This window comes from Mesorhizobium sp. WSM4820 (assembly GCF_055811075.1).
Map to the genome: position 1 here is coordinate 235,712 of NZ_JBVVQN010000003.1, position 18,034 is coordinate 253,745.

Consider the following 18,034-nt stretch of genomic DNA (forward strand, 5'->3'; position numbering starts at 1 on the left):
CCCCCCCCCCGGCCCCCGCGGCGCCCCCCCCCCCCCCCCCCCCCACACCCACCACCCCCCCCCCCCCCCCCCGCCCCCCCCCCCCCTCCTTTTTTTCCCCCCCCCCCCCCCCCCCCCGCGGCCCCCCCCCCCCCCCCGGCCCCCCCCCCCGGCCGCGATGCGCGTCATGCGCACAGAGGCGACAACGATATCGCCATCGACGGCCACGAAGGACAGAGCGCGTTCATGCGGGCCGCCCTCACGGATCTTGTAGGCGCCCAGCACGAAACGGCCCGGCCCGAAGGCTTCGTCGTTGATGGCTTCGATTTCGGGGTCATGCGCCGGAGTTTCCGGCAGGTATTTCACGTCGGCAAGGCTCATGGTCTTTGCGTTCCGGTAGACGGAGAAAGGTTTGCTGCAAACGGCAGCGTTCGCCAGTCAGCGCTTCATCAAGCGCGGGCGCCCTTTCGTCGTCGGTCGAACCGGATCAAAGCAAAGTCAAACATGCGGATTTTCCGCTAGCATCAATCTTCAGCCACCGCAATCGGCCGTTTGCTGCCGCCATTCGTTTGCCGCCTTCGTTTGCCGCCATTCGTCTGCCGCACCGGGCGATTGACGAACTGTTCAACGCCTGGCGATTTCCGCATCGTCGGTTTGTGCCTAAATCCCTACGAAGACGAAAGGACACCACATGGGATTGCTGGTCGACGGCAAATGGCAGGACAGCGGGTACGACACCAGGGCGAGCGACGGCGAATTCGTGCGGGCGCAGTCGCAATGGCGCGACTGGGTCACGGTTGACGGCAGGCCGGCCGAAGGCCGCACGCGCGGCTTCAAGGCCGAGCCGGGGCGCTACCATCTCTATGTCTCGCTTGCCTGTCCCTGGGCACACCGGACGCTGATCTTTCGGGCACTGAAAAAGCTCGAGGACGTGATTTCCGTCTCGGTCGTCCATCATTTCATGGGCGCCAACGGCTGGACCTTCCTGGCCGAGGACGGCGCCACCGGCGATACGCTCTACGGCCTCGACTTCCTGCATCAAATCTACACCAAGGCCGATCCCGCCTATTCCGGCCGCGTGACGGTGCCGGTTCTGTGGGACAGGCGAGAACAGACGATCGTCTGCAACGAGTCCTCCGAGATCATTCGGATGCTCAATTCAGCCTTCGACGAATGGGGCGATGCCGGCCTCGATTTCTATCCGAAAGCACTGCGCGGCGAAATCGACGCGGTCAACGCTCTGGTCTATCCCTCGGTCAACAACGGCGTCTATCGCGCCGGCTTCGCCGCCACGCAAGCGGCCTATGAGAAAGCGTTTGGCGAACTGTTCTCGGCGCTCGACCAGCTCGAGGATCGCCTATCTCGCCAGCGTTATCTCGTCGGTGACCGCATCACCGAGGCCGATTGGCGGCTGTTCACCACGCTGGTCCGCTTCGACCCGGTCTATGTCGGCCATTTCAAGTGCAACCTGCGCCGCATCGCCGACTATCCGAACCTGTCGAACTATCTGCGCGACCTCTATCAGGTCCCGGGCGTCGCCGGCACGGTGAGCCTGCACCACATCAAGGCGCACTATTACGGCAGCCACGCAACGATCAACCCGACGCACATCGTGCCGGTCGGGCCGGAACTGGACTACGCGGCGCCGCATGATCGGGCGCGGTTCAGGAAGGCAGCGTGATCTACCAGTAGGGCGATGCCGCGGCGCCGCTGAAATTCTCGGCAACCCGCCGCAACGTGGCCGGCGTGGTTGCTTCCGGCAGGCGGTCGAGCGGAAAGAAGCCGGCTGCGGCGATCTCGCGGTCCGGCAGCTTCGGCGCCGTCTGGTTGAACTGCTCGACCAAATATAGGCCGACATGGTCGCGGCGGCTGGCCCGACGGTTGAAATGCATCGATTTCAGCACCGGCGGCGCGGTCAATGCAATATTGCCCTCCTCGGAGAGCTCGCGCGCCAACGCCTCGATCATCGTCTCGCCCAGCTCGACGCCTCCGCCGGGAAGCTGCCAGCCCGGTACATAGGTATGGCGAATGAGGAAGACGGAATTGGACCTGCGATCGTGGATCAAACCACGCACCCCAAGCGTCATCGGCCGCCGCAGCACGAAGTACAGATGAAACAGCCTTGCCCTGAGACCCGGCCAGCCGGTCTGGCGGAAAGCTTGCTCCGGATCGGGCCGCATCATCACCCACGAAACCGTGGGTGGAAAGCAGCGCGCGCGTCGCTTATGAAGGAGGGATGTTCAGGCTCGCGCATATTTCCGATATCCACTTGGGACCGCTTCCCGGTGTAACCTATCGCGATCTCGCCTCCAAGCGGGTGGTCGGTTACGTCAACTGGCAGCGCAATCGCCGCCGCCACATGCGCGACGCCGTCATCGACACGATCGTCGCCGATATCAAGGCGAGCGCACCCGATCACCTTGCCGTCACCGGCGATCTGGTCAATCTGGCGCTCGATGGCGAGATCGAGATGGGCAAGCACTGGCTGGAGACGCTGGGCTCCCCCGACGATGTGTCGGTCGTTCCGGGAAACCACGACGCCTATGTGCCCGGTGCTTTCGACAAGTCCTGCCGGTCGTGGACGGCGTGGATGACCGGCGACGGCGTCAATACGCCGGTCGACCGCGAAGCCTTTCCCTATCTGCGCGTGCGTAGCAACGTCGCGCTGATCGGTGTCACGACGGCGCGGGCGACGGCTCCGTTCATGGCCAACGGCTTTTTTCTGGAAGACCAGGCGGAAAGGCTGCGCGACATGCTCGATGCCACGGCCAAACGGGGGCTGTTCCGGGTGATCATGATCCACCATCCGCCAGTGCGCGGCGCCGTTTCGCAACCCAAGCGGCTGTTCGGCATTGCCCGCTTCCAAAAGGTCGTTCAGCGGCACGGGGCCGAGCTTGTGCTGCACGGCCATTCGCACGAGCCGACGCTGTTCTCGATCAATGGGCGCGGCGCCAAAATTCCAGTGGTCGGCGTCGCTGCCGCAGGCCAGGCGCCAGGCGGCAGGCGTCCAGCGGCGCAATATAATCTGCTGGAGATCGATGGTGAAATAGGCAACTGGCGGCTCAGGCTGACGCGACGTGGCCTGACCGGGCCGGCCATCCCGCCTGCCGATCTCGAGGTTGTGGAGCTTGGCGCGGACGCTATGGCCTAGAGCCTGTTCCATCCCGATGGAATCGGGATGGGGCTCTATCTTTTTGCTTGACCATGATCTTTTCCGAAAACCGGTTTCCACTTTTCGTTACGCGGACCTTCGGTTCAGGATCATGGTCCAAAACTCAGTCCCATCGCAACGAGGCGGTCCCAGAACAACACGATCGATACCGCCAGCCCGACCAGGGCGCCGGCAGCGATCAGGCCGAGACCGGAGAGAAAGGCTGACCAACGCTTGCGGCGCTTGATGGATCGCAGCGGCGGCTCGGCTTCCGGGACCAAGGCACGTTTCAGGCCGGCGACAGCCTGCTCGACCCCGCCTTCCAGCATTCTCTGGCGTTCGATGACGCGCTCCGCGACGTAGCGCGTCACCTGATCGGCAACCGGTTTCATCTCGGTCGATTCGGCGAGCACCACGCGGCCGATGCGCGTGTCCTTGAGGAAGCGATAGGTGCGGCGGTCGCGCCCCATGGCGACATGGCTGACGGCGTCGATCCAGAGCCGCGGCTGCAGCCCGGACGAGACGGCGAAGTCGAAATTGTCCATGTCGGCGGGCACGTCGGCGAAGATCGGCGCGAGTTCGGCGGCAAGCAATTCCAGCCGCATGCGATGCGCCTCGCGCATGTCGACCACGACGTCGTCGCGGTCGGCGAAGGCGTTTTTCACGTCGCGGATGGCGTCGGACAAGTTTCGCGACTGATCGGCCTGGCTTATGGTCTCGGCTGCATCCTTCATCGGCGTTGCCTCGCGGGTTTGGTTAACACCGAATTAACACAGTCGCTGGCAAAATGCAGCAAAATGCACTTGTGAGATCGATAGGCGGCTTGCAAAATCCGGCCCGAAGCCGCGCTTTGACAGGGATCAGCCCGCTGCGGGAGCGGCGTTTGGACGAAGCGGCCTGCTGCGGCGTTTCATGTTGCGGCGGACGATCTCGGCGATCAGGCCGGGCGCTTCCTCGACCAGCATATGGCCGGCCTCCGACACGTGGTGCAGGTGGAAATGCGCCGGCAGACCATCGGCCTGGCTGCAGGGCAGCACCGCGTCATCGGTCCCCCAGACCACAATCACCGGCATAGCCAGGGTTTCGAGCCGTTCGCGCGGGATGACGCCCTGCCGATCATCCCTGGTCATGGCGGCCGCGATCTCGACAAGTTTGTGCAACTGGCCGGGACGGGCACGCATGTCGCCAAGCACATCCACGATGCGCTCCGAGGGCGGGCTTTGCAGTCCGGACATGGCGGCGAGGCAGGCGCGAATTTCACTTTTGCCGGCTGCTGCGGCGTAACGGCGCAACAGCGGGCCATTGATCTCAGTGCCAAACCCGCCCGGCGCCAGAAGCGTCAGCGAGGCTATCTTTGCGGGTCCGGCCAGTGCCATCAGCACAGCCGCCGCCCCGCCCATCGAATGGCCGACGAGATGCACCCTCCTGATTCTGCGTGCGGCGAGGTCTGCCAGAACAGCCCGGGCGGCCGCCTTGGCCGGACCGCCACCCGGGAAATCGAGGGACAGCCCATGGCCCGGAAGATCATAAGCCAGCGTCCGTGAATCAGGTGCCAGTGTCGAAATCACCTCGTGCCAGTCGCCGTGGCAACCGCCGAAGCCATGCAGAAATACAACCGTATTCGGGCCGGCGCCCCGTTCGGCAGCGTAAAGCGATGAAATCATGAAATTCTATGGTTTTACGCGAATTCGGATGTGGCGGGATTGCGTCTTGTACCAGGTTCGATGGCCAGTAAATTTTCGCGATCGGCCGTTCTGGTCGCAAGGACTAGCTGGCATTGCTGAGCCCGGCGGCACGCAAAGCCTCGACCAGCCGCTCGGTCAGATCTGCGGGGTATCTCCGCTCGACAAAAGCCGCGCGCGGATCGGCGGCGAATTTCGGGAACTTGACAGTCAACTCGTCCAGAAGTTCGTGCGCCAGTTGATCGCGACCGGCGGCCTTGGCAGTGATCAGCCGCGCAGCCAGATAGTGCGATTTCGTCGGCGTCGCCTGCAGCGCATCGCTGGCAAGCGAGGCCTTGTCCATGTCGCCAGCCATGAACTGGCCGACGAAAAGCCCGTAATCCCACCAGGTCGGATGGGCGCTGGAGGTTTCGGCGGCGTGAGCAAGGATCGGTGTTCCCTCCCTGTACCTGCCGGCGAAAATCAGCCCGTAGGCATAAGCTGCCGCCATGCTGAGGTCGTAAGGGTTGAGTTCGTAGGCCTTGCGCATCCAGCGGATCGATTCCTCCGAATTGCCGAGGCGGGAATTGAGATAGCCATAGGCACGGTGGGCATAGGGGCTGGTCGGCCCCATCTGCACGGCGCGACGCGCCAGCGACATCGCCTGTTCGATCGTTGCGCCGGCTGGATAGGCGTAGTGATCTGTACCCGCCTCGAGATGCAGGGTCGCCAGCTCCGAAAAGACGAGCGACGATTTCGCATCCCGATCGACCAAGATTTCGAGGCAGCGATAGGCAGCCTCATGGGTTTTGGCGCCCTGGTCGAGATAGTATTTGTCGTTGAGCAGCAGACATTCCGTCAGGCCGGTCTGAAGGCCGCTCTGTTCGATATAGTTGTAGATCGCGCCCGAGGCGGGAACGGCCGAACTCAAAATGCCGGCGACACTATCCTCGACGGTGGAGGGTGTGCTGTCGGCGGCAGTCAAGTTGCGTGACAGCAGGACCCGCCCGGTCGCCACGCTTTGAAGCTCCAGCGTGACATCGCCTGCCGTTGGCCCCGGCAAGACATCGAATACGAAGCTGATCGCATCGGCGACCGGATCGGGCTGGCCGTCAGCATCGCGACCGATGAAGCTGACCGTGTCGAAGCGGCTGAGGCCGGCGCGCAGCGATGCGGCGACGCGGGCAGCCTCGGCACTGTTGGTTTTCAGCGCAATGTAGACGAGCGGAAGGCTTTCAGCCGGAGCCCATGGCGCAATGCTGCCGGTTGCCACCGCATTTTCAATCGTCGGCGCGGCATCGCTTCCGGCCAGCAATGCGCTGCCTCCCTGACGAAGGATCAGCACGCCCAGCATGGCGATGACCAGAGCGATCGCCAGCCAGAAGAACTGGAGATGGCGCAGCAGCGAGGGTGCCGGCTGGCGAACGACGGGGGACGATGCGGCAGGTGCGGCCATGCCGGGTTCTTCGGGCGATTCCGGCAAGGTGGCCGCCGCTTCGACGTGTTCCGCCGACGCCGGCTCGACCGGCAGGCGGATCGCGTTGAGTTCATAGGATGGAACATAGCCGCCACGCGGAATGGCAATGCGGATCGGCTCGGCAACACCCTCATTGGCAAAGTAATGCTGCAGAAGCTCGCGCAGCCTGCCCGCCTGCACCCGCACCACGGCGTCGGTCGACGGATCGAAATCGCCGTCCTTGCCGAAAACATCCATCGCGATGGAAAAGCCCTTGAGCTTGTCGGCTTCGCCTGCCTGCTCGCGCTCGACCAGATAGCGAAGCAGCTTACGCGCTCGTTCGGATCTCCCGAACGTTTCGCTGGCTAGCAATCGCTCCAGCGTCTCGCGCACTGCGGGGGCGGCAGGCGTGGCATGCTGCAAGTGTCGATCCTCTCGAAGTCGGCACAGGTTAAGACGCAATCATATAGCGCCTGCACTGCCTTACAAGCATGCATCCATTATGCGATCGCGTACCACACCGGATAATTTTCCGGTGGTTAATGGTGCGAAAGACTGGAGCAGGATGATACGATCCGGGCTCATCTTGCTCCAGCTCATAGCTTTCGACATCTGGTCTGGAGCGGTTCAGCTTTTTGATAGAACCGCCGAACCGCTCTAAAGCGCGTCGCATTTGACCGGCCTCACGCGACGCGCTTTTAGGTTGTTGTTTTATGCATGTCGTTATCGCAAAACCGCTGCACACCCTCGGTTCAAGCCCGAGGGCATGCTTTTGCGCGACATGCATCAAGCATTTGTTTTACGCAATTCCGGACGGAGAACCGCTACGCACTTTCCCTGGAATTGCTCTAGTCGACCTTTCCGCCGACGATGCGATTGGCGGCGGAAACCACGGCTTCCAGCGAAGCGGCGACGATATTGGTGTTGATACCGGCGCCGAACAGCTTGCCGCCGGGATGCTCCATCTCGACATAGGAGATGGCCGAGGCATTCGAGCCGCGCTGCATGGAGTGCTCCGAATAGTCGAGCACCGACATCGGCACGCCGACATGGCGCGACAGCGCGTCGACAAAGCCGTCGATCGGGCCGGTTCCGGAGCCTGATATCGTCACCTCCTTGCCGCTGTCGAGGATGATCGCCTCCACCGCGCGCCGCCCCTTGATCTCGATGTCGGGATAAGTGTGGTGGTCGAGGAATTTCAGCCGCGCGCCGGGCTGATCGACGTAGGTCTCGAGAAAGCGCTCGTAGATGCGCTTGGCCGGCACCTCCTTGCCTTCGGCGTCGGTGATCGCCTGGATCGCTTGACTGAACTCGATCTGCAGGTTGCGCGGCAGATTGAGGCCGTAGTCCGCCTGCAGCACATAGGCGATGCCGCCCTTGCCGGACTGCGAGTTGATGCGGATGATCGCCTCGTAGTTGCGCCCGACATCGGCCGGGTCGATCGGCAGATAGGGCACTTCCCAGTACGGCGTGTTGGCCTTGCGCAACGCCTTCATGCCCTTGTTGATGGCATCCTGGTGCGAGCCGGAAAAGGCGGTGTAGACGAGCTCGCCGACATAGGGATGGCGCTCGGGGATCTTCAACTGGTTCGAATATTCGTAGACGTCCTTCATCCGGTTGATGTCGGAGCAATCGAGCTCGGGATCGACGCCTTGCGTATACATGTTGAGCGCCAGCGTGACGATGTCGACATTGCCGGTGCGCTCGCCATTGCCGAACAGCGTGCCTTCGACGCGGTCCGCGCCCGCCATCAGGCCGAGTTCGGTGGTGGCGATCCCGGTGCCGCGGTCATTGTGCGGATGCAGCGAGATGAGCAGGTTCTCGCGGCTGTCGAGATTGCGGCACATCCATTCGATGCGATCGGCATAGATGTTGGGTGTCGACATCTCGACCGTGGACGGCAGGTTGATGATCAGCTTGTTTTCCGGCGTCGGCTTCATGATTTCGGTAACGGCGTTGCAGATTTCCAGCGCCACTTCGAGCTCGGTGCCGGTAAAGCTCTCCGGCGAATATTCGAAACGATAGAAGCCGCCGGCCTTCGCTGCCATGTCGGTGATCATCTTGGCCGCATCGGTGGCGATCCGCCTGATGCCGGCGACGTCCTTCTCGAAGACGACGCGGCGCTGCAGTTCGCTGGTCGAATTGTAGAAATGCACGATCGGGTTGGTGGCGCCCTGCAGCGCCTCGAAAGTGCGGGTGATCAGTTCCGGCCGGCACTGCACCAGCACCTGCAGCGAGACATCGTCTGATACATTGCCCTCTTCGATGCACCAGCGGGCGAAATCGAAGTCGGTCTGCGAGGCCGACGGGAAACCGATCTCGATCTCCTTGAAGCCCATGTCGAGGAGCAGGGCGAACATGCGCGCCTTGCGCTCGTGGCCCATCGGATCGATCAGCGCCTGGTTGCCGTCGCGCAGGTCGACCGAGCACCAGATCGGGGCCTTGTCGATGACTTTCGAAGGCCACACGCGGTCGGTGAGACCGACGGTCGGGTAGGGTTGGTATTTGCGGGCTGCCTCCGGCATGCCCCGGGCTGCCCCCGGCATGGCCCGGGCATCCTGGCCCATCTCCCCGCTGTCTGAGCGGATCTCTTCTCGTGCGTTCATTGTCGTCTCTCCCGGCGGCTCGCGGGATCCGCCTTCAGGCGGATTTGGTGCCGAGCGGCGCCTTTACCAGATGTTCATTTGATGTTGACTTGCCAATTTTGAGACTGGCCAAGGAGCATGCGCGTGAGCGGCGGTTCGACCGCCGGGCGCTCCTTCAGCGAACCCGGCGATCGCCGATAAGGCCGAGCAGCAGCAGAGCGGAAGCAAGCGCGCGCACGGTCTCGCCAGCAAAGCCGGTCTGACGGGAAGCGACGGAGGTGGCGCGGTTGGTCATGGCGGTTTTCATACAGGAGCAGCCAAAGCGAGGCAAGTGGGGCCGAACGACAGTGTCGTAAGCAGATGAGTTGTCCGGATTAGGTAGCACAGGAGTTGTCCGATTTTATCGCCAGCCAATGGAGGCTGGGATGAAACGGACAGCATGGCAACCCGGCGTCGAACACTCGCCGTCCACAGCAACATCGGCCGTCTCTCGATCGAACCTGGCGCCGACTGGAACAAAAAACGTTCCTGCGTTGTTCTCCAACCGTCCCGATGTTCGAAGGAGCTGGGTTATACGCCGGCCAGAGGCGATCCTTGCGGCAGGCGCTCGGCGGGCACGCAAAGCCAAGGGAAAAGCGAGGCAAATGGATCCTGACGATCTCAACACAGAACGGATCGTCACTGTGTTCGGCGGGACAGGCTTTCTCGGGCGCCGGATCGTGAAGCGGCTCCTGGAAAGGGGTTTCACGGTCCGCGCCGCATCCCGCCACCCGGCTCGTGTGGGCCAGGTTTTTTCCTCGACGGCAAGGCCGCCCGAAGCCGTCGAGGCGGACATATTGGATGCGTCCTCGATCGGCTCGGCCATTGCCGGATCACAAGCGATCGTGAACGCCGTCAGTCTCTACGTCGAGCAGGGCGCCCAGACGTTTGAGCGCGTGCATGTGGAAGCCGCAGCTGAACTTGCCGCCGCGTCGCGCGCTGGCGAGGTCGACCGGTTCGTCCAGATTTCGGGGATCGGCTCCGATCCTCAATCGGATTCGAACTACATCAGGGCACGTGGGCGCGGAGAAGAGGCGGTGGCGAGCGCATTTCCCGGCGCCATCATTGTGCGTCCCGCCGTCATGACGGGACCTGACGACGTTTTCCTCACGACGATTGTCAGGCTGATACGTCTCCTGCCGGTTTATCCGCTGTTCGGCGATGGCGGCACACGGCTTCAGCCGGTCTATGTGGAAGACGTCGCAGACGCAGTTAGCCGGCTGATCGGCGGGCGAAACCACAAGGGCTCATCGATATTCGAATTCGGCGGCCCGCGCATCTACACCTATAAGGAACTGCTGCGCGAGATCGCCCGACAGCTCGATACCCACATCAGGCTGATGCCGGTGCCGTTTGCGGCGTGGGACGCCTTGGCCGGCGTCGCGGAACTCCTTCCGGGAGCGCCGATCACGCGCAACCAGGTCGATCTTATGCGGCACGACAATGTGGCCGCTATCGGCGCGCCGGGCCTGAAGGAACTCGACATCGCGCCGCGCGACATCGAGGAGGTGATCCGCTTGATCGAACGGCGCGCGTGAGGCTGCTCGGGCCGGTCTCCTGTTTATTTAGCAAGACTCTCCTGCTTGGCAGGACTCTACGATCCTGCCGGGAACCTATCGCCATGCGGCGGGTTGGTCGAGTTTGAACCAATGAGGAAGAAGGAAAAGAACCATGGCCAGATGCGATCAATGCGGGAATGACTACGACAAGGCTTTCGAAGTGACGCTGGCTGAGGAAAGCTATACGTTCGACAGCTTCGAATGCGCGATCCAGAAACTTGCGCCGCTCTGCCCGCATTGCGGGTGCCGGATCATCGGACATGGTGTCGAACAAGATGACATCATCTACTGCTGCGCACATTGCGCCGCGGAGGAAGGTGCAAGCGCGCTGACCGATCGCGCGCCTTGATGCTTTTGGCCCCGCTTCGTCAAGTTCCACCATGCTGGGTCCACGCGAGATAGCCGGGTGCGATCGCGTTGATGGTGATGGGTGACGCGCTCAGCGGCAGTGGAGCACGCCAGCCTGTGCAGGGCCACATGCGGCTCGAGATGGTGCAATTTTCCCGGCAGCGAGCGGCTATTCCAGATTGATACAACCTCGCCCTGGCGGAACGGAAGGTGCAAAGCTTGGCAAGATTGAAACTTGTCAAGGTTGTCAAGGTTGTCAAGGTTGACAAAGTTGCTCGCAGCGCCATATTGTCTCGTCAGGAGGTAAAACCCATGGCAGACAAAACGCGAGCCGAGGCACCGGCCGTCACCGCGAAGACACGGGGCCCGGGCGTGCTGACAATGTTCACGATGAAGGGTGACCCGATCAAGGCGCTGTCCGGGTTCAAGCTGCCGGCCGGCGCACATGTGGCGATCGTGTCCGGAAAACCGGAGTCCGTCAATGCGATCAGGAAGTCGGTGCGCGGTCGTGTGGTTCGCATCACCGAGGTTGTCGAGCGAGCCCCGCAGCATACTCAGGTCGAGCGCAAGCCGTTAATGGACAGGTCCGCATTCGAGCCTGACGCGCGCAGCCGCGCGATGCTTGAAGGTGTCCGTATTGCACAGCAGGATCTGCGCGACGCAGGCGGTGCCTATGACCTCGATCAGGTCCGCACCCTGTTGCACGGCGTCTCCCGGCAGGCGATCGACAAGCGAGTGCAGGACGGCTCCTTGCTTGCCGTTCCCGGCCCCAGCAACCGTCGCAGCTATCCGACGCTGCAGTTCAACCGCGACGGCACAGTTGTACCCGGGCTAAAAGCCGTTCGTGAGGCTTTGCAGACCAGCAATTCCTGGGCGGTGCTCAACTTCCTTTCCCAGCCGGATGCAAGGCTGGGCAATCGTAAGCCCATCCAGCTTCTCAAAACCGGCCAGATCGAGCTCGTGCTTGAAGCCGCGAGGCGGCACGGTGAGCAGGGGGCGTGAGCGGGCCACTCCCTCCCGCAGACCTGGACAGGCGCCTGCCCGAACTGGTGAAGCTACCGGCAGGGCAGGAGGTTCACCGCTTCTACACGGCCAAGTGGGAGCCGATCTTCTTCGACAGGTCGACCGAAGGGCGGTTCAATGCTCCCGACGCCTCCTATGGGGTTCTCTACGCCGCAAAGGAGATCAACGGCGCGTTCGCCGAGACGTTTCTGCGAACTCCTGGGCACACGCTCATCGACGCGGATCTGCTGCAGCGGAAGGCGTACGTTCGCCTCATCGTCCAAGAGACCTGAAATTGATCCGGCTTGCCGGGCCCGGTCTCGCCCGCCTTGGGGCGACCGCAGAAGTCGCCCATGGCGGACTGCCCTACGACGTGCCGCAGGTTTGGTCGACCGCATTGTCGGGTCATCCAATTGGCGCTGATGGAATTGCCTACCATGCCAGGCATGACGACGCCGAAGTCTGCTACGCGCTGTTCGAGCGATCGGCAGATGCAATCGCGGAGGCGGCACGCGAGATCGACCTCGACCAGGATTGGTTCTGGCGGGTCGCCGAACGCTACCGTGTCGGCCTGGCTCCATAGGGCGAGCCGGTCGTCGAGCTTAGCTGTCCTTCCTCGGTCTCTCGGCGACGATATTGCCGCGCTTCTTCCACTCCGAGAAGCCGCCGCGCAGGCTGCGCGCGTCAAGTCCCATCTCCTGCGCGACCTTGGCGGCGAGCAGCGAGCGCCAGCCGGACGCGCAGTAAAACACAAAGGTCCTGGGCTCGGCGAATATCGGCTTGTGGTAGGGGCTTTCCGGGTCGATCCAGAATTCGAGCATGCCGCGCGGCGCATGGAACGCGCCGGGGATCATGCCCTCGCGCTCCAGTTCCCGCGGATCCCGGATGTCGACCATGACAACGCCGTCGGGAATGGTCGCCATGTCCGCTGCCTCGACCGAGCGGACGACCGCATCGGCGTCGGCCAGCAGATCCTTGTATCCCTTCGGCATGGTCAGCGCCCCATCGCGTAGAACTCGTCGTTCGGCCTCATGCTGGTGACGTTGGCCAGCCGGTTTGACATGGCGAAGAAGGCGGCGATGGCCGCGATGTCCCAGGCGTCCTCGTCGGTGAAGCCATGCATCTTGAGGTCGGCGATGTCCGCGTCGCCGACCTCGTAGGCGCGCGCGGAAACCTTCATGGCGAAATCGAGCATCGCCATCTGGCGCGGGGTGATGTCGGCCTTGCGGTAGTTGGTGGCCACCTGATCGGCGATCAGCGGGTTCTTTGCGCGAATGCGCAGGATCGCGCCATGGGCGACCACGCAGTACTGGCACTGATTGGCATTGCTCGTGGCCACGACGATCATCTCCCGCTCGGCCTTGGTGATCGGGCCGGGCTTGTCCATCAGCGCGTCGTGATAGGCGAAGAAGGCGCGGAACTCGTCCGGCCGATGCGCAAGCACGAGGAAGACGTTGGGCACGAAGCCCGACTTCTCCTGCACGGCGAGTATCCGTTCGCGGATATCGTCGGGAAGGCCGGCGATCTCGGGAACGGGGAAGCGGCTTATGGCGGGCGCGGTCATGTGTGTTCTCTCCCTTATACGGCCGTCAATTCGACCAGCTTTAGGCCATCGAACGCTTTTCGGCGAGCCTCATGGAAGGGCTGGAAGTGCCGAGGATGCGGTGGTCTCGCAGTCGCCGCGCGAGTTCCAATCGCTGTGGACGATGCGGGACTCCTGCGTCGACTATGTGCGCACGCGCGATCACATCGTAGGCGGGGTGGAGGCGGTGTATCGCATGGTTGCGGAGAGCGGCGGGTCGATCGCGGCCGAACATGGCGCAGCGCGCATTAGCGAGAATGACGGCTATCGCTATAAAGTCGGAACGGCCAGGCGCCGGCCAGGTTGAAAGGCGCCAGCCCAGGACCGTGGCTGCGAAAGTCGGGAACATTGATCGACACGGGCTTATTGGCAAGCACGGAACCGTGCTAGCAAAACCGTGACCAGCAAAAGCAACAAAACGGCGGTTTGGCCGTTCTGATCAGCCGCATAAGCGGCGGGGCATCCGAAGACATGACTACGCCGCAAATCCTGTCGTTCGCCGTTATCTTCATAATGATGGCGGCGCTCGTGTGGGGTCGGTATCGATATGATCTGGTTGCAGCCGCGGCACTGTTGCTAGCCCTCGCGATCGGCATCGTGCCTTTTGACGAAGCCTTCAGCGGGTTCAGCGACGATATCGTGGTCATTGTCGGCAGTGCCCTGCTGGTGAGCGCCGGCATAGCACGCTCGGGCATCATGGAAGTCGCCATCAGGCGTTTCGCTCCGAACCTGTCGGGCGTTCGCTCGCAACTGGCGCTGCTGGTCATCGTGGTCACGATCCTGTCTGCCTTTGTAAAGAATATCGGTGCGCTCGCGATCATGATCCCGATAGCCTTCCAGTTCGCGCGCCGGTCGAGCGTTTCACCGTCGATATTCCTGATGCCTATGGCGTTCGGGTCGCTGCTCGGTGGACTCATGACGCAGGTGGGGACATCTCCCAATGTCGTCGTGTCCCGTGTGCGGGAGGAACTGACCGGCGCCGCCTTCACAATGTTCGACTTCACGCCTGTTGGAGCTGCCCTGGCCGCCGCCGGAACGATCTTCCTGGTGCTTTTCTATTGGCTGCTGCCGGTGCGCGAAAAGCTCGGCGGGTCGGTGAATGAAGCCATCGACATCAAGAATTACCTGACAGAGGCCAAAATTGTCCGCGATTCCACTGTGCTCGGCAAAACCGTCGCAGACCTCATGAAGCTTTCCGGCGGCGATGCCATCGTGACGTCGATCCTGCGCAACCGGACCATGCGGATGACGCCACTGCCCGACGTCGTCCTCAAACTGAACGACATTCTGCTGCTCGAGGGCGACCCAGGGGCGCTGGATCGCCTTGTCTCCCAGGGCAAGCTCAGCGTTACCGGCAACAGGGTCGGCGGTGACGTCACGGCCAGCGAGATGGTCGCCATCGAAGCCGTCATCGGTGAAAGCTCGCCTTTGATCGGCTGGACGGCCCAGCGCCTTGCCCTCTATCACCGCTTCAATGTCAACCTCCTGGCCGTCAGCCGTCACGGCGAGCGCCTCGACCGCAGGCTGGCCGAAGTCCAGCTGAGGCTGGGCGACGTCGTCGTGCTGCAGGGCAATGCAGCGACGATACCCGATGTACTGCGTGAGCTCGGCTGCCTGCCGCTGGCAGAAAGGGCTATCCTGCTTGGCAGCGTCCGCAAGGGTATCGTGCCGGTAATCATCCTTGCTCTCGCCATGCTGGCGACTGCGTTCGGGCTGCTCCCGGTCTCCGTTGCTTTCTTTGCGGCCGCGGTCGCGATGGTGCTTTTCAAGGTCATCCCGGTCCGCGACGTCTACCAATCGCTGGATGGTCCAATCCTCGTCATGCTCGCCGTTCTCATTCCAGTCAGCGATTCGCTGCGCAGCACCGGGGCGACAGGGGTCATCGCCGGCGAGCTTGCCAGACTAGGGACCGTTCTGCCGGCGACCGGCGCACTGACGCTCATCCTTGTCGCAGCGATGGCCGTTACGCCATTCCTCAACAATGCCGCCACCGTTCTGGTCATGGCGCCCATCGCCGCCGCGTTTGCCGGCGATCTCGGCTACAGGCCGGAAGCATTTCTGATGGCAGTCGCCATTGGCGCCGGCTGCGATTTTCTCACCCCGATAGGCCATCAGTGCAACACGCTCGTCATGGGGCCTGGCGGCTACCGCTTCAGCGACTATCCACGCCTGGGACTGCCGCTATCGTTCCTCGTCGTCATTGTTGCCGTGCCGATGCTTATGATCGTTTGGCCAATGAACTGATATGCGGCGGACGGATCAATCCTGGCGGAACTCGGAGCCCCATGGCAGTACGTAGGCCGCTACCGGTCAAGCAATATGCATCGCTCGTGACAAAGGCTTTGCGCCTATCGAGGCCAAGGATTTTGGCAAAACGAGACGCCGGAGGGGCTCTGACGAAGTATCAAGCAGCAGTCGACGAAGAGCTTGCCACAATGGGCACCTGAAAATTGGAGTCCGCTACCGAATTTCTTGAAAGCCGGGCAGCCAACCACCGGCACGCTTCGCTGCCCTGCGGCCATAATAATTCCCGCGATATGGATTGGCCCCAAGGCGGACATCTACCGGTAACTATCTGGGTCCTTGGCCTTCCCGGCCTTGCAACTAACTTTACTCAGAAGAGCCTTACGGTAAGCGCCATTAAACACGCGGACAGCTCGTTCGAATTTAGCGGGATGAACCGCGCCGGGTTTGCCGAAGGCCGTTTCGTTTGGGGAAATGGCAGGGAAATTGGTAGACACTTACTAGGCCGTGAACTCATAAACGCGGGATGACCAAGATGGGTGAAATGGGAAGCTGTCCTTAAAGGTTGCGGAGGTTCAGCCGGGGATAGGGGTGCGGAAGCCGTGAGTATCGCAAAGCTTTTTGGCCCTGCCATCGATTTTGGAGTCACTATCAATTTCTTCGACTTCGGCAGCCCCATCTGTCTTATGCGCAAAGAAGAGAATGGAGGTCGACACGCTGCCACCATTCGTAAGCCCACAAAGGTAGACACCCCCACTTTCTCCTATGCGAGCCATCGCGATTCACACTATTGGTTCCGTCGAGATGGCAAGGTGCTTCCGGATTGCAAGCTTCAAGGGAGCTACATCGCTAAGCGTGATGTCGTGGGGAAAGGTTTTCTCGGTGGCATCTTGAGCTAATGCCGAACTAGTCCACGCTCCGACGACAATCCATGCAAGAAGAATCAAACCTCGCATCATCCGAACTCCACCGGTGCAAGTTGCCTTTGTGATTAGGATGATTGCGAAGGGAAGGTATTACAAGTCGGAAAGCGACCTAGTTAGAGAAAATGGTAGACACTCCTGCTAAACTACCGCGTAGGAATATTTTCCACCTTTTCTGCATCCCGGTGCAAAGCCTGCTATATAATGTAATTGCACTCGAATGGTTGTGGTTCTTGGCGGAATCGGGCGGCGCTTTAACTGGTGCCGCCCACATTCGCCCATCGTCAGATCGATCGCCGGCCCCGCCAAGCCGCAACCCAGTCATTGAAAGTTACACCCCTATGCCACCTAATATCGACGCCGGACAACCGGCATCCCTCACCGACGAGCAGCGCATGATCCTGTTCGCTCTCGAGGGAACACCAGACGTGCCAGCCCAGCCGGCGGGCGCAGATCCAGCACCCGAGCAGCCAAGGTGGCAACGGGCCGCCCGTGATTGGCGCGATAAGAATGCCGCCGGCAACCAAAGACGATTTGACGAGCAGGGCGATGCCATGCGGGCGGTGTGGAAGGCGCGCGGTCGCGCTGACTATGAAGCCATGGTGGAAGCGACGGGAAGCACGGTTCGGCCTTACGCCCGTCTGGACGCCATACCCGACGCAGAGCGCGCCGACCATAAAAGAACTAAGAGGTGCGAAAAGAAACGGCGTGATCGCGCTAAGAAGAAAGCGGCAGCGGCCGGTGCCGTCGCGGCGTTGCCCAATTATGGGATGGTCTAGACGCGCGCACCTCGAAGATAAGTCATCGGTGACTTACTAACTATTTGAAAACACTACATTATTTCTCTTGCGCACCTTCGCAATATGACTCATACCTTGCGGGCAAACCAACCAATGGAGAACGCGCCTGAACACTTACGTCGACAATGACACATACGCCTGGCTCACCCAGGCACTCGCCGCGATCGAGCCTTGCCCCTTCACCGGCAAGCGGGAGCCTTACCAGATGGTCGACGCGCTTATGGCTGCCGAGATTTGGCCGGCGAGCGTCCAGGCGGAAAACGCTAAGCCGTTGATCTAATTCAAGTTCATAAAAAACCGCTTTAATTCACTTGTGATCCATAATCACATGTGACTGATAGGTAGTCCCCGCACCACTATACCGGCTCGGCAAGCCAGCGCTCACACCGCTGTCAGGCTTAGGGCTGCATTTTTTGAAGAGATTCGCCGGCGCGAGATCGGGTCAGATCGAAGCTCGCACCGGCGATGTAGACGACGGGAGGAATGATCCGGCCGTTGAAAGGCCTTAAGGCCAGAGGAGAAGCTACATGAAGCATCCCTCCAACGCAAAATTGCCCAAAGATTTCGCTGCCTAAGTCGGTTCCGACGACGGCAGGAAGCTCTTAGCGAGCGTTGAACAGGCGTTCGAAGAAGCAGGGTGCACAAGCCTTGTCGAACTGATGAAGGGTGACAGCGACGACGCCTCTTACCTGGACGTCGTGCACA

17 protein-coding genes and 1 pseudogene are annotated in these 18,034 nt (G+C 61.8%); 10 read left to right on the forward strand and 8 right to left on the reverse strand.

Annotation, left to right across the window (positions count from 1 at the left end; genetic code table 11):
* Positions 1-139: 139 nt before the first annotated feature.
* Positions 140-360 (reverse strand): annotated as a pseudogene (locus tag AC0L2R_RS07035) (GNAT family N-acetyltransferase); the annotation flags it as partial.
* Between the two features lie 310 nt (positions 361-670).
* On the opposite strand from AC0L2R_RS07035, the gene AC0L2R_RS07040 reads away from it, so the two are divergent.
* Complete coding sequence (locus tag AC0L2R_RS07040) at positions 671-1,660, forward strand: glutathione S-transferase family protein (RefSeq protein WP_473508235.1); 990 nt, start codon at positions 671-673, stop codon at positions 1,658-1,660.
* 1 nt (position 1,661) lies between these two features.
* On the opposite strand, the gene AC0L2R_RS07045 is transcribed toward AC0L2R_RS07040, so the two are convergent.
* Positions 1,662-2,162 carry an NUDIX domain-containing protein gene (locus AC0L2R_RS07045; RefSeq protein ID WP_128174317.1) on the reverse strand — a complete coding sequence of 167 codons (501 nt, stop codon included), beginning with the start codon at positions 2,160-2,162 and terminating at the stop codon, positions 1,662-1,664.
* A gap of 53 nt (positions 2,163-2,215) precedes the next feature.
* Between AC0L2R_RS07045 and AC0L2R_RS07050 the strand changes: the two genes are divergently transcribed.
* A complete protein-coding gene (locus tag AC0L2R_RS07050; protein WP_473508236.1) occupies positions 2,216-3,130 on the forward strand; it encodes a metallophosphoesterase family protein in 915 nt (304 codons plus the stop codon).
* Positions 3,131-3,240: 110 nt separating this feature from the next.
* Here AC0L2R_RS07050 and AC0L2R_RS07055 read toward each other — a convergent pair whose 3' ends face one another.
* The 4 genes from AC0L2R_RS07055 to leuA form a co-directional block, all read right to left on the reverse strand.
* Positions 3,241-3,864: a hypothetical protein gene (locus AC0L2R_RS07055; protein WP_473508238.1), complete on the reverse strand. Its 624-nt coding sequence runs from the start codon at positions 3,862-3,864 to the stop codon at positions 3,241-3,243.
* Positions 3,865-3,990: 126 nt separating this feature from the next.
* Entirely contained in the window at positions 3,991-4,794 is an 804-nt protein-coding gene (locus AC0L2R_RS07060) for an alpha/beta fold hydrolase (RefSeq protein WP_473508239.1), read from the reverse strand.
* Positions 4,795-4,897: 103 nt separating this feature from the next.
* A complete protein-coding gene (locus tag AC0L2R_RS07065; protein ID WP_473508240.1) occupies positions 4,898-6,670 on the reverse strand; it encodes a hypothetical protein in 1,773 nt (590 codons plus the stop codon).
* A gap of 425 nt (positions 6,671-7,095) precedes the next feature.
* Positions 7,096-8,814 carry a 2-isopropylmalate synthase gene (gene leuA, locus AC0L2R_RS07070; RefSeq protein ID WP_473508371.1) on the reverse strand — a complete coding sequence of 573 codons (1,719 nt, stop codon included), beginning with the start codon at positions 8,812-8,814 and terminating at the stop codon, positions 7,096-7,098.
* A 662-nt stretch (positions 8,815-9,476) separates the two neighbouring features.
* On the opposite strand from leuA, the gene AC0L2R_RS07075 reads away from it, so the two are divergent.
* The 5 genes from AC0L2R_RS07075 to AC0L2R_RS07095 all read left to right on the forward strand — a co-directional run bounded on the left by AC0L2R_RS07075 (position 9,477) and on the right by AC0L2R_RS07095 (position 12,363).
* On the forward strand, positions 9,477-10,409 hold the full coding sequence (locus AC0L2R_RS07075; RefSeq protein WP_473508241.1) for a complex I NDUFA9 subunit family protein: 933 nt from the start codon (positions 9,477-9,479) through the stop codon (positions 10,407-10,409).
* Positions 10,410-10,542: 133 nt separating this feature from the next.
* Entirely contained in the window at positions 10,543-10,779 is a 237-nt protein-coding gene (locus AC0L2R_RS07080) for a hypothetical protein (RefSeq protein ID WP_023797920.1), read from the forward strand.
* Between the two features lie 311 nt (positions 10,780-11,090).
* On the forward strand, positions 11,091-11,780 hold the full coding sequence (locus AC0L2R_RS07085; RefSeq protein WP_473508242.1) for a hypothetical protein: 690 nt from the start codon (positions 11,091-11,093) through the stop codon (positions 11,778-11,780).
* Positions 11,777-12,073: an RES domain-containing protein gene (locus AC0L2R_RS07090; protein ID WP_473508243.1), complete on the forward strand. Its 297-nt coding sequence runs from the start codon at positions 11,777-11,779 to the stop codon at positions 12,071-12,073. Before AC0L2R_RS07085 ends, AC0L2R_RS07090 begins: the two co-directional genes overlap by 4 nt.
* A gap of 2 nt (positions 12,074-12,075) precedes the next feature.
* Complete coding sequence (locus tag AC0L2R_RS07095) at positions 12,076-12,363, forward strand: RES family NAD+ phosphorylase (RefSeq protein WP_473508244.1); 288 nt, start codon at positions 12,076-12,078, stop codon at positions 12,361-12,363.
* 19 nt (positions 12,364-12,382) lie between these two features.
* On the opposite strand, the gene AC0L2R_RS07100 is transcribed toward AC0L2R_RS07095, so the two are convergent.
* Both AC0L2R_RS07100 and AC0L2R_RS07105 read right to left on the reverse strand, forming a co-directional pair.
* Complete coding sequence (locus AC0L2R_RS07100; RefSeq protein WP_287219980.1) at positions 12,383-12,772, reverse strand: rhodanese-like domain-containing protein; 390 nt, start codon at positions 12,770-12,772, stop codon at positions 12,383-12,385.
* 2 nt (positions 12,773-12,774) lie between these two features.
* A complete protein-coding gene (locus AC0L2R_RS07105; protein WP_128174323.1) occupies positions 12,775-13,344 on the reverse strand; it encodes a peroxidase-related enzyme in 570 nt (189 codons plus the stop codon).
* Positions 13,345-13,444: 100 nt separating this feature from the next.
* Here AC0L2R_RS07105 and AC0L2R_RS07110 point away from each other — a divergent pair, with 100 nt between their 5' ends.
* The 3 genes from AC0L2R_RS07110 (at position 13,445) to AC0L2R_RS07120 (ending at position 17,308) form a co-directional block, all read left to right on the forward strand.
* Positions 13,445-13,669, forward strand: coding sequence for a hypothetical protein (locus tag AC0L2R_RS07110; RefSeq protein WP_473508245.1), 225 nt, complete (start codon positions 13,445-13,447; stop codon positions 13,667-13,669).
* A gap of 164 nt (positions 13,670-13,833) precedes the next feature.
* Positions 13,834-15,606, forward strand: a complete 1,773-nt coding sequence (locus AC0L2R_RS07115) for an SLC13 family permease (RefSeq protein ID WP_473508246.1) — start codon at positions 13,834-13,836, stop codon at positions 15,604-15,606.
* A gap of 1,318 nt (positions 15,607-16,924) precedes the next feature.
* Positions 16,925-17,308, forward strand: coding sequence for a hypothetical protein (locus AC0L2R_RS07120; protein ID WP_473508247.1), 384 nt, complete (start codon positions 16,925-16,927; stop codon positions 17,306-17,308).
* Positions 17,309-18,034: the final 726 nt, after the last annotated feature.